Consider the following 12657-nt stretch of genomic DNA (forward strand, 5'->3'; position numbering starts at 1 on the left):
ACGACGCAGTTACCTTCAGCTACGGAGCTGTGGCCAACTCCGGCGGGGACTTACACCCCGCAGATAGCACGCCATCACGGGCGTACACTAAACCGCTCGCGCGGTATGGGGCTTCGGTCCAATGCTAGTGGTTCTGGAGAGGAAGCCGACTCTGTTTTCATGTTGAAGGGCGAGGCAATCCGCCTCGTCGTTCAACGGGAGCAGAGTCATGACCCACACACCTCAGCCCATCAGTCCCCTGCGCCAGCGCATGACCGACGACATGCGCATGCGTCAGCTCGCACCGAAGACGCAGGCCGGTTATCTGCGTGTCGTACGCGAGTTCACGCGTTTTCTCGGACGCTCTCCTGACACCGCCACCGTCGAGGACCTGCGGCGCTACCAGTTGCATCTGGTCGACCACGGCGTGTCACCCGTGTCGCTCAACGCGGCGATCACCGGACTGAAGTTCTTCTTCGAGATCACGCTCCACGAGCCCGACCTGATGGCACGCATGCAACCCGTGCGCGTGCCTCGCGTCCTGCCGGTCGTGCTCAGCCCGGACGAAGTGGGCCGCCTGATTGCCGCCACCGGCAATCTGAAGCATCAGACCGCACTATCGGTCGCCTACGGTGCCGGCTTGCGCGCCAGTGAGGTGGTGGCGTTAAAGGTCGGCGACGTCGACGGCCAGCGCATGACCCTGCGCATTGAACAGGGCAAGGGCCGCAAGGATCGTTACGCCATGCTCTCGCCGGTGCTGCTTGAACGCCTGCGTGTCTGGTGGCGAGTGGCGCACGCGCAGGGCCGGATGCTGGAGCGCGGCTGGCTGTTTCCGGGCCTCGATCCGGTCGATCCGCTCAGCACGCGGCAGCTCAATCGCGCCATCCATGCCGCCGCCGAGGCCGCCAACATCGACAAGCGTGTCTCGATGCATACGCTACGTCACAGCTTTGCGACCCACCTGCTGGAGCAGAAGGTCGACATCCGCGTGATCCAGGTCCTGCTGGGGCACAAGAAGCTGGAGACGACAGCACTCTATGCGCAGGTCGCCACCGACCTGCTGCGCGAGGTGATCAGTCCGCTGGAGAAACTTCAGAACAACGGCTGAACACGGCACACAGCCGTGCCCGAAGTCGCGGACGTCTTCCGCGCGCATGGGCCCTTGTGGCGACGGACCGTACAGCTGAGTCTGGGACAGCTGAAGGTCATGTCGGCGATCGAACAGTGCCGCAGCGCGGCGCTGGGTGGACATGTGTTGCGGTGTTCCGGTTGCGAACAGATCGAGGTTGCCTACAACTCCTGCCGTAACCGCCATTGCCCGAAGTGCCAGGCGAGCGCCGCACACCGGTGGCTCGAGGCACGCCAGGCCGATCTGCTGCCGGTTGAGTATTACCACGTGGTCTTCACGCTACCTGCTGCGATCAGCGCGATCGCCTGGTACAACAAGGCGGTGCTCTACGGCCTGCTGTTCGATGTTGCCGCCGAAACCCTCCGAACCATCGCCGCCGACACAAAGCATCTGGGCGCACAGATCGGCGCGACACTCGTGCTGCACACCTGGGGCTCGGCGCTCACGCACCATCCTCACGTACACGGCATCGTTCCCGGCGGAGGCCTTGCGCCAGACGGTGAGCGGTGGGTCGCCTGCCGCCCCGGCTTCTTCCTGCCAGTCCGTGTGCTCTCCCGGCTGTTCCGGCGGCGCTTCCTGGAAGAGCTCACCCATGCACATCGCCGGGGCCAGTTGCGCTTCTTTGGCGAGTACGCCGGGCTTGCCGATCCCACTGCCTTCGCACGGTGGCTCGCGCCGCTGCGTACGTGCGAATGGGTCGTATATGCGAAGCGCCCGTTCGCGGGACCGAAAGCGGTGCTTGCGTATCTGTCGCGCTACACGCATCGCGTGGCCATCTCCAACCAGCGGCTCATCGCGCTCGACGACCGGGGCGTGACCTTCCGGTGGAAGGACTACCGGGCCAACGGCCGCACGCGCCAGAAGACGATGACGCTTGAGCCACAGGAATTCATGCGGCGTTTCCTGCTGCATGTACTGCCTGTCGGCTTCCATCGGATTCGCCACTATGGTCTGCTGGCCAATCCCGTGCGTCGGCAGAATCTGGCTGCGATACGGGCGCTGCCAGACGTGCCAGCTTCCATTACTGTGAGCGAAGGTCCGTCACCGGGCACTCCCGCCCCGAAGTTCGTCTGCCGGCATTGCAGCGCGCCGATGATCATCATCGACATCCTCCTGCGCAGCCACCCAATTCGCGCTCCGCCCACTTGCCGAAGCAACGTATGAAGATGAATCACCCTGGCTGTCCAGACCGACCGTCGGCTCTTCGGCAACGAGCGGGAGGAGACGCTTGTGCCTGTCGCTACCAGCAGACCTTGCCGCGCTCGCGACACCTCTACAGACGTGCAGCATGGATGCAGCAGAACATTTACGTGACCACCAAACCCTCGCTTCGACTGAAGGTTGTGAGTCTCCGCAGTTCATGAGAGCACTTAAATCCCCATAGCTGCGTAAATTTCTGCCGTCCTGGTCCACTCCGCGGTTTCCTCCCTCGAGCGTTGTCCAACGCCTGCCCGCATGCGTCGTCGTGTACTCACGCGGTGGCAGACATGGGCAGGCGTCGAACAACGCTTAACACTTCCGGACATTGGAGCACGCACTCACAAGAAGATTTGAAGGTCGGCTCCGGCCGGGACAAGGGACGTTCGTGTGCGGATGATCTCCGTTCCCCTGTCGACTCAGCGGTCAATCTCTGCGCAGCGAAAGTCGTACTGTCTATACTGAAGGGTGGCGTTAAGGCCTTATCAGGATGGAGTTAAGCAGATGAAGATCAACCATCTAAGTGAGCGAACTTTTGCCGCCGCATTCCTCTTAGCCGTAGCGCAGAATATTGTTGCGCAACCGGACGACCAAATAGGCGGTTGCTGTGCGTCCCGTAACTATCTTGGCCAAGCGAATACTTTCGAATGGCACGATGATATGACCCGGAAAGGGTGTCTGCAGGTAGCTCAACAATCACTTCCGCGTACCCCGCAGCCCAATGATTGGTACTTTTTCCCGAAAGAGTCCTGTCAGGCTGTGTGGAAGCGATGCGGCGGACAACGGCCGTGTTAGATGTGCCCGATGAGCGTGATCTCACGTGGGGAGTCGTTGCCATGAATGCTCTTTTTCGTTTGGCCTTACTGACAAGCTTCTTTCTGGTAGCTAACCTTTGTCATGGTGCTGTGGTATGGAAGACTGTTGACGTGGCCGAATACACCGAGAATGTGGATGGTCGAGGGCCATTCATAAATCGCATCGTAGCGATCGAGGTTGTGGGCCCACCGCGTAGCGTTGCAGAGGGTGAACGCGCTTTATTGAAATATGCGCAAGACACTGTGGATATGGCGATGGCAGCGGCACTTGCTGCGTTTTGGGGTACCCCCGGCGAAATTGGAGTTAAGGCGTCAGCAGCATTCGCCCACTTCAAGGGTGTCATCGCGTATAGAGCGTCTACCAATGCTGCTTTCAGAGAAATAGCTAGGTTTGATATGCGCGTCGCTGAGCGACAGATCGCAAGCACCAAGCTAGTGTTGCGAATCCACTTTCCCGTCGCCGAAATATCATCAGCCGCTGCTAATGAACTCAAGAAGGCATTCCCTGGGCGCGAAAAGCAAATTCAGCAACTTAGTGACGCTTATACCTATTTCGAGAAGCTCAAGAGCCCGGATGTCGATATTTCTTGGGACGTTGCCAAAACCGCGAACAGGCTGAACGTGCCCGAAGAAGCATTGCGGGACGCTGTCGAAAATACGAAGCAGTTCGTGCGTGATGGTCCCGAAAGTGTCAAACAGAGTGTTGAAAATTCGCGCAAGGATGTAGTAAATCGTCTAGCGCAAATGCAAGGCGGCGACAATTCCGTCATTAATAGCCTTGAACAACTCAAAGGAGGAAACATGTCCGTCGTCAACAGGCCTGAACAGCTCAAGGGCGGCGACAACTCCGTCGTCAACAGGCCTGAGCAGCTCAAAGGCGGCGACAACTCCGTCGTCAACAGGCCTGAGCAGATCAAAGGCGGCGACAACTCCGTCGTCAACAGGCCCGAGCAGCTCAAAGGCGGCGACAACTCCGTCATTAACAAGCCTGAACAACTCCTTAGGCGCTAGAAGTGCGATGCGAGAGTAGTTCGCTCAATGTCCGTTTGTGCTTTGATTGTGTTGAAAAAGTCTGCCGACGCGCGGATTGTTCGGTATCCTGGAAGACATCGATCGACGGGAGTGATTCGTCATGATGGGTCAACTGGGCAGCGGACAGGACAAACTTTTCTACTCGTTCAACCTCGATAATCACGTCCCTCGCGAGCACCGGTTGAGAGGCATTGATCACTTCCTGGATCTGAGTGATCTACGCCGGCATCTCGCGCCGTACTACAGTCCGATGGGACGGCCATCGGTTGATCCGGAGCTCATGATCCGCATGTTGATCGTCGGCTACTGTTTCGGCATCCGGTCAGAGCGCAGGCTATGCGAAGAGGTGCATCTGAATCTGGCGTATCGATTGTTCTGCCGCCTGAGCCTGGAGGACGCCGTACCGGAACACTCGACATTCTCCAAGAACCGCCACGGTCGCTTCCGCGATAGCGATGTGCTACGCCATGTGTTCGAGTCGGCAGTGGGTCGACGCATGTCCGAAGGGCTCGTAAAGGGTGAAGGATTCGCGATTGACGCGAGCATCATCAGAGCCGATGCGAGCTCTGTACGCGGTGTTCCGGGTTCTGAGCCCATCGACTGGAGTTGCGTCAAGGGCCAAAGCCGTGCAGTGCGGGAGTATCTGGAAGCATTGGAAGAAGCGAATCCGGCAAGCACCGAAGTGGCGGAGAAGGCAGAGACATCGAAGCCGCCAAAGAGGGTATCTCTGACGGATCCCGCCGCGAGCTGGACAGCCGCGAAGGGCGGCTTGCCGTTCTTCGCCTACTCGACCAATTATCTGATTGACCTGCAGGCAGGGATCATCGTGGACGTCGAGGCGACGCCCGCGGAACCGGTCGCACGAAGTGGAATCAACCAGGACGATGATTGACCGCGTTGAGCGGCGGCATGATCTCAAACCTCGACGTCTTGCAGGCGACACCGCGTATGGCTCCGCGGCGATGCTTGCCTGGATGATCGAAGAGAAAGAAATTGCACCACATGTTCCGGTCTGGGATAAAACCGCACGCAAGGACAATACATTGTCCAGCATCGAGTTCAAATGGGATGAACTGGCCAATGAATATCGCTGCCCCACCGGGCACGCACTACGCAGTGATCGGCGCAAGTTCAGAAATCCGCGCTCGCGAGTCACGAAGGCTGACACGATAATCTATCGGGCAAGCCAGTTTGACTGTGAGAACTGTTCGATGAAGGATCGCTGCTGCCCGAATACACCATTCCGCAAGATTGCTCGAAGCATCCATGAAGCTGCGCGTGACAAAACGAGACGTATTGCGAACACGCCTGAATACAATCAATCTTGTCGAGAGCGAAAGAAGGTGGAAATGCTCTTCGCCCATCTCAAACGTATCTTGAAACTGGACCGTCTGCGACTGCGCGGTCCAAGCGGTGCCCATGATGAGTTCCTGATGGCAGCGACTGCGCAAAATCTGCGAAGAATGGCCAAGCGGCTAATGCCAGGAAGCAAGCAGATGAACCAGGCAGTCGCATGACGGGCAACGGGGATCGTTGCCTCGTTCAAGTTTGCCGCTTCGCCGATCACCACAACTCGAAAACGTGCCGCGGACTCCAGCGCTTCGAGCCAAAACAAGACTTTTTCAACACAATCGGCGGCGCTCCGGTCGTTCGAAGCTGCATGGTGGGTGTCTCTCGATGGCCGGTTGCCGAAGATCGCGGTTCGGGCCGTGCGTCCGCGGCGACCCGGGCCCGAACTTCCGCACCCGACCCGAAGCAGCCGCTGGATCATGCCGATAACGGTCACTCAAGATGTCGAAGGCTTACCGCATAGGATTACCGCATAGGATTACCGCATAGGATTATCCCGACCGCCACTTCGTCACTCCGGCACGTGATCCGTTTTTACAGTTTCCGCTTCGCGAGCTCACCTTTAAGACCTTTCACGAACGCGGCCGAGCAACCATCGCGTGTGTACGGAGAGAAACCTGGCACTTTAGCAACCTGATGCCACTCAAAATGGATTTCATTAGGGTCTTGAGGAAGACGCTTGACCTCTACGAACGCCTGTAGGCATTCATCATCACCATCACTACCAGAAGTGGCCCATACATAGATTGCGGGATCTGTGTTAGCTGGAGGAGCTTTGGGATCCGCGAACGATACAGCGGAGAAGCCAGCCCCCTTGAACGCGGCCACCAGCGATTGGGTCGCTGCGTCGTCCGTGTCAGCGCCGCGCCTGACGGGCGGCACGTATACCTTTGAAACCTTCACCGGCGGACCGGCGTCGACCTGATTCATTGAGCATCCAGCGATCAAGACCGCACAAAGTGCAGTTACAGACTTTCGCACCCACAAGATTCTCGTAGACATCGTCGTTCCCTTTACGCACTCGTGCTGCGTTGCTCGCCGGACGTTCCTGCGCCCCATCCGCCGCACGCCGTGTGCAGATGGATCGTGCGTGCCGCAATGGCGCCTGTCAGAATCCAACTTTTTCGTTTTTGTTCACACACCAGTAGGTGAAGTAGTTATCGTCCCGACAAAGGGTGAAAACTTGCTTTTCCTGTGCTGCCTGAGGCGCTGCTTTCCTACCACGCGAGAACGTCGCCGGACTTGAATCGCTGATTTCCAGCGCGTCGAGGAACGCCTGGCCCGGCTTGACTGCCAAGGCGTGGTGAGCCGAATACACGACCACGGGGAACTGATGGGGAACGGCCTTTGAAGAAACTCTTGGGAGCGTATCGAGATCGATCTGCCGGAAGGTAACCGTGAGCGTGTTGTCGTTCATTACAGTGCGATCGTGCGACGCGTCGACAAAAGTGACGGGCCCGACACCCACCGTAAAGCCAGGTTTGATCGAGTCGGTAATAGTTAGTCCGATGACGTAGGTATTCTCGTTCTTCTGCTCGTTCGTCGTGTAATCGAGGCCGGACAGGCACGGCGTCGATCTTCGCGCGCTGACAAGCCCCTCATGAAGGGCAATGAGCAATGTCGATATCGCCGCGCCAGCTTCACGGTTCTCGAACGGCTCCTTTGCGAACAGGCTGGGATAGTAGCCGTCTGGGACCGGGTATTCGTAGAACGAGATAGTCTGGGCGTTCTCCCTCTTTTTCGTACCGTCAAACGACGGTCCGAACGTTGCCACGCTCGCCGCTATCGGAAGATGTAGTGTTGTTGTAGTGTCGTTTGTGAGCGTCGTTTTGAGTTCAAGCTTGAGACTGTCGATATGAAAGTCGATCATGCCTTTCACACACTCGTCGCCGGCGTCCTGCGTTTCCGCACGCGCAACCTGCTTCGCTGCGGCCGCGGTTTCGAGCCGCTTCTTGTGGGTGTACAGAAGATAGTCCCCGACCTGTCGCTTTACCTCAGCCTGCACCTTCGAGACTTGCGCTACGTCGACCGCGTTCGACGTTGGGAGAATCGTCGACGAGCAAGCCGCCAGACTGAGGGCACCGGCACACGTTGCAAGTGCAGTCAGCCGAGCCAGATCGCGGCTCTGTCCTGCCGCCGTGTGCAGTTTCACTTTTTTGCTCCGAGTCAGCCTGCGGCCCTCGCCGTCGTGAGGGATCTCACTTAATGCGTCGGAGAACACCAACAAAAGGAAAAATAGTTGATCGAACTGAAACCTTCCGTTGGGACAATCCCGTATCACTACAATTGCCGTTGGGTGCGCAAACCCGGCGCCGACTTGTAGTCTGACGGTGTTGCTCGTCGTGTTACTCGGGTTCCGGTTTGAAACCTTGGGTCGTGGGATACATTCACTCGACGAAAATACGCGAGGAATGGTAGATAGGTCGGGCTCATATTTTAATGAAAGCAGGCGAGCGAGTTGCAATATCGTGGCTCCGATTCCAGGCGGAAACAGCAACCGCGGTGATTGAATGACCAGACCGACCAGAACGATCAACAAGCTTCATTTCGAAGACCTCAGCGCTGGCCGCTTTGAGGATCTGTCGCTCGCGCTCGTCTATCGCCTTCGCCAATGGCAGGACATCCACCACGACGGCCGCACCGGCGCAGACGGTGGCGTCGATATCCGGGCTATCGAGGCGGCATTGGACAACTCGCTGCGCGACTGGTATGTCCAGTGCAAGCGCTACGCTACATTTACGGCTGCACACGCAAAAGCGGCCGTCCACGAGGCCGTCGGCAAAACTACGGTGCCGCCAGAGGTGATGCTCCTCATAGTCGGATGCGACGTCTCTCTGGCCGCGCGCACGGCGTATGAGAAGGCCGCCGCCGACGCGGGAGTCCAGACAGCGATCATGTGGACGGCGTCCAAACTGGAAGCAATGCTGTACGCCGAGCACACGGATCTGCTTTTTAGCTATTTTGGGGTGTCGCTTGCGCGCCAGGAGCGTAAGCGCGAGGACGACCTACGCCGGAGACTCGCCATGAAGCGCAAGATGACGCGCATTTTCCCGCGCGACTACAAGCCAAAAGTCGTCATTCATTCTATCGACGACGACCTGTATCCTGAAAGCGACACAACCGGGAGCCGCGGCATCAGCCCGTGGTTTCGGGTTGAATTTGCGGGCCACTACCACGCTGGCATCGAGGTGTACCTCGACATCGAGCACATCATCGTCGATCGGGTCGACGGCGCATGGGCCGAGGTGCGATACGGCGCCAACGGGATTGATGGGAGCAGAGACCTAAAAGAAGCACTTTCGAACACACGATACGATGTGGTGAAGGCGTTCACCATTGGCCGCATCCCTTTTCGGAACATCTTTGAGGTTGATGAAGAGGGAGACGAATATTACCCGGAGCCTCACCTCTATTGCAGGTTTGCGGACCGCGGAACGCCCTACGAGCTCATCCTGCGACGCGAAGTGGATGGCTATAAGGAGTTCCATCCTGGCGAGCGATTCCGGTTCGAAGACCGGGACACACGCCCGTTTATGAATCAAGACCAGGGCCGCCCGCCCGCGTGTTGAAGGCGATAAGTGTGGTGCTAGGGTCCCCGACACCTGCGTCGACCCTGTCGATCGGCTACCGCCCCCCCACAAGGCGGGGCGAAGCGGTCCGCCGCCTACACTGAATGGCACGAAAAGAGGGAGTCGATGCTAGTCCGCGGGCACTCGTTGTCAACGATTTAGGCCACGTGGGGGACTGTCCGGTTGTGGCCGGGTTGAGGCGGTGCCACCGGCAATATGCTCACAAGAAACCGGCCATTGAGCGGGGGCGGACGAGACCTCGGCTATTCAAATTGGATGGCGACCTCGACCGGCGGCTCATGGCCGAACCCGGGCCAACGCAAACCAAGCAGGATCGCTGACCGCGGCAGATATGCGAAAGGCATACGCCGACCCACTCCGGTCGGACGATTTTCTCCAAAGCGGTCGTTTCGCAAATCCGGATTTTGCGAACTGAGGTGCCACTAAGCAGGCATTGGCGACCTCACCCGATCGGCCATCAGGGGTCGTCGGTGAAGGGCAGGTTCCCGGCAGCCCCGTAGGAAGGAACGACCGAGTGAATTTCCAAGGGATGCCCGGCGTCGGCGGGCAAAGTGAGACGGGCCGCAATCGAAACGGCTGGCGAAGCAGCACCCTGAAACACGTCGGAAAGGCTCAGGCGCCGCGACGCCGACTCTTCACCAGTACTAGTTTGGTGAAGGACGAGTTCAACAGTCCCGAAACTCGGCAGGACTCGGCCTCGCCAAAGCCGCGTGAATCCTCGAATAGCCCGTCGGCTCACGTCAGGCTAAACGGCTGCAAAGTGGCGGGTTGGCCGGTTCGGCGTGATCCGGAACTGGCGCGAATCCCTGGTGTAGGTGGCTGTTCGCCGTTTTCGCCCAACTGGCCAACGAGGCACGCACCCAATGGATCAGCTTGAGCGCCACGCCTTCCTAGGCCGCCCGCCGCCGTTCTGCCGGGCAGCCCGCCGGGGGCGCCCTCTAGAGGTGCCGGGGTCTCGTCTATCGGAGTAGTGCCATCATTCCAAATGAAGAAATCCTTGATGACCTTGTCCGCCGTCGAAATGTAGACCATTCCCGCTTGGCCACTATCCCCACCCGGCTTGCCAAGTTGGCCGGTTCGACCAGCCTTTCCTGGTTCTCCACGAGCATCGCGTTCCCACGCATCTTTATCCTCGTCGCACCGTAGCGCGACGCACTTTTCACCCTTTCCGCCGTCACCCGCTGCCCGACAAGCTTCAATCTGGTGTTTCGCCTCCAGCAATTTTGTTCTTTCAGAGGCACTCAAATTTTTTCTTTGAAGTACGTCATCGATTTGCCCAAGAGCCGTTCCTATTTCCGCGGGCTTATACGGGCGAAATGACCAAGTAGGCCGGTTAGATATTATCTTTGCCTGTGGCTTTTCGTCTGGTTGCCATGGAATACCGTCGTCCCCGTTGGGTCCTGGGGATCCAATCTGTCCGTAAGCGTCAATTCTCAATCTACCTGCTGTGGCATCACCGCCGAGAGCGACGATGCGAAGAATCCCAGCAGGCGCGCCATTTTTGGGGGAGCTGTTCTGCCAAACGCGACTTCGCAGCTGCTGGGCCCTCAAACGTTGGTCCAACAAAATCTCAACGGCCCTCGCGTGACGCTTACGCAGCAGGTAGCTCAGACCGCGCTGCTCGCACACGTCGATGATGTTCTCATTGCCGTAGCCGCAGTCCCCGCACACCAGCGCCGGGACCTTGCTCGGCCCCAACTCGTCGAGTAGTCGGCCCATCGCCGCCTTGGCATACCCCGAGCTGTGTTGCTTGCCCGAGCTCAGCACCGCATTGAGCACCAGGCGCAGATTGCCAATCCAGAAGGTGTGCAGCACATGGCTGGGCCGACCTGGCTTGTGCGGGTTGGTGTCCGTACAGCGGCTTGATCGTGGCATCCATGTCCAGCATCAGCGTGCCCAGCACGTCGCGCGAGCGCGAGGCGTTGGGGCTGGTGTAGTGCCAGGGGCAGCCCTGCATCCACCGATCGAATACGCCGGCCGTGGCCAGGAATTCGGCAAAAAACACAATCTGCCCGTGCGGCGTCGCCTGGGCCGTATCGTCCCAGCGCACACGCATTCGCCCGCCCATCGTGTCGGCCACCATCGCCTCTTCGCTGGCTTGCGCCAGCGCGCTCTTCTTCAAATTGTCGGCTTCACCCATCGGGTGAGTGTGCCAAACCATCTCAAACCCACCCCAGTGCTGAAGAAATCAACATCGGCACGGCATCAACTGCGGTTTCTAGGGTGAAGCGTTCGGCGGTGCCCATGCAATTGCGTTCGCTATTCGAATGTGCGCAGCCTCTGTCTCCAGGGCAGCGGCGTCCGGCGTCTTCGGCGTCAGTAGCGGAAAGCACCGGAAGTATCATTCGACGGGCCGGTAAGTGAACGTTGGTCCGGCATTCTTTCCGCCGGCGATCGGCTGTGCCATCAGTGTCCGCGCCTGTCTCTTGACGGACTCCATCAGGCCGATCGCCGTGTCGATGTTGTCTGGCGCACCATTGAACGTCTCGTGCAGTGCGCCAAGCAGGCTGGTGTAGGTGTAGTTGAAGGCGTCGTTCATGGGTTCGGTGGCCGTGCCGACGTACAGGGCCGGTGTCGGGTTGCTCGTCACCGGAAGCACACCGGCGGGTTCGAACGGCACCGGGTCGCCGGCGTACGCAAAGCCAGGGTCGCCCGTCTGAGGAATCAGCATGCGCTGATGAAAGATCTCGGCGAACCGGTAGTAGTGGGCCGGCTCGTTCACCGCGTCGAGCGGGGTCGTCTTCGTCCCTTCGCCTTGAACAACGATCAGGTCGATGGCCGCGAGCGCGGAAGCCACGTCGGTCACCTCGATCAGACCTGAAATGCCTGAGGTCAATTGGCGCGCCGCCTCGCCCGTGAAGATCTCCTGGGTCTGTGCCAGAGTCTGGAGTTGCTGCTTGATGCCGGCATAGAACTGTCCGATCGTCTTCGGCGCTGAGAGGGCCAGCGCGGCGTCGGCGAGCACCGGAAAGACGAGTGGATCTTCCGGCTCCTCGATGACCATGAACGTGTGCTGAACTTGGTCGAGCGACAACGGCGCGAGCGGCACCTTCAGCCCGTTGTCGATGCCGCCGGGCAATGGACCCGGGTAGGTCGGGAAGAAATCCGGTTGGTTCAACGAAGGCGAACCGCCGACCGCGTTGAGCACATTGCAGCCCAAGGCGAGATGCGTCATTTCCTGCATGACGATCGACCTCAGGATGCGGGCGGCGAGGACATTCTTCCCCGGCTGGATCGAGTAGAGCGCGTACAAGTAGGGCGGCAAGGTGGCGTGCTCCAGCGCGATGGCCGCTTGCAGCGCTGCGCGAAGCCCGTCCACGCCCTCGTTCGTGAGTGCCAACAGTTCAGACTTGAGTAGGATCATGACTTTGCTCCTTCGACGTGAGGGTTTAGAACGTTTCGCCCGTTCGCAACGGGCGCGTGCGTGTAGACGCCTGGCGTGCCATCGCTGCAGCTTTGCCACCACGATCGGGCAGCGGGGTTGTCGACGGCGCCGCACTGCTGACGCTCAGCGTTGCTGTAGCCTGATGAACAGTTCCGGCGGCCGGCGCCGTCCCGCGCAGGG

General features: G+C 59.2%; 8 protein-coding genes and 1 pseudogene. 5 read left to right on the forward strand and 4 right to left on the reverse strand.

The genetic code is table 11. From position 1 onward, the window contains the following. Positions 1–208 precede the first annotated feature (208 nt). The 4 genes and pseudogenes from B0G82_RS03750 to B0G82_RS03765 all read left to right on the forward strand — a co-directional run bounded on the left by B0G82_RS03750 (position 209) and on the right by B0G82_RS03765 (position 5669). Positions 209–1087, forward strand: coding sequence for a site-specific integrase (locus tag B0G82_RS03750; RefSeq protein WP_116147360.1), 879 nt, complete (start codon positions 209–211; stop codon positions 1085–1087). A gap of 15 nt (positions 1088–1102) precedes the next feature. Then, entirely contained in the window at positions 1103–2272 is a 1170-nt protein-coding gene (locus tag B0G82_RS03755) for an IS91 family transposase (RefSeq protein ID WP_121306688.1), read from the forward strand. An 869-nt stretch (positions 2273–3141) separates the two neighbouring features. Next, complete coding sequence (locus B0G82_RS03760; protein ID WP_147439423.1) at positions 3142–4131, forward strand: hypothetical protein; 990 nt, start codon at positions 3142–3144, stop codon at positions 4129–4131. 121 nt (positions 4132–4252) lie between these two features. Next, positions 4253–5669 (forward strand): annotated as a pseudogene (locus B0G82_RS03765) (IS1182 family transposase). Between the two features lie 367 nt (positions 5670–6036). Here the strand turns inward: B0G82_RS03765 and B0G82_RS39300 are convergent. Both B0G82_RS39300 and B0G82_RS03770 read right to left on the reverse strand, forming a co-directional pair. Further along, the gene (locus tag B0G82_RS39300; protein ID WP_147439425.1) at positions 6037–6432 is read right to left on the reverse strand and encodes a hypothetical protein; all 396 of its coding nucleotides are present in this window, start codon (positions 6430–6432) and stop codon (positions 6037–6039) included. A gap of 178 nt (positions 6433–6610) precedes the next feature. Beyond that, on the reverse strand, positions 6611–7654 hold the full coding sequence (locus tag B0G82_RS03770) for a hypothetical protein (protein WP_147439427.1): 1044 nt from the start codon (positions 7652–7654) through the stop codon (positions 6611–6613). Positions 7655–8012: 358 nt separating this feature from the next. Between B0G82_RS03770 and B0G82_RS03775 the strand changes: the two genes are divergently transcribed. Then, complete coding sequence (locus B0G82_RS03775) at positions 8013–9071, forward strand: restriction endonuclease (RefSeq protein ID WP_121306691.1); 1059 nt, start codon at positions 8013–8015, stop codon at positions 9069–9071. A gap of 1663 nt (positions 9072–10734) precedes the next feature. On the opposite strand, the gene B0G82_RS40360 is transcribed toward B0G82_RS03775, so the two are convergent. Further along, complete coding sequence (locus tag B0G82_RS40360; protein WP_241974469.1) at positions 10735–11232, reverse strand: hypothetical protein; 498 nt, start codon at positions 11230–11232, stop codon at positions 10735–10737. Between the two features lie 201 nt (positions 11233–11433). After that, on the reverse strand, positions 11434–12411 hold the full coding sequence (locus B0G82_RS03785; protein ID WP_158608121.1) for a ferritin-like protein: 978 nt from the start codon (positions 12409–12411) through the stop codon (positions 11434–11436). Positions 12412–12657: the final 246 nt, after the last annotated feature.

Origin of the sequence: Paraburkholderia sp. BL17N1, from assembly GCF_003634175.1 — a bacterium.
GTDB lineage: Bacteria > Pseudomonadota > Gammaproteobacteria > Burkholderiales > Burkholderiaceae > Paraburkholderia.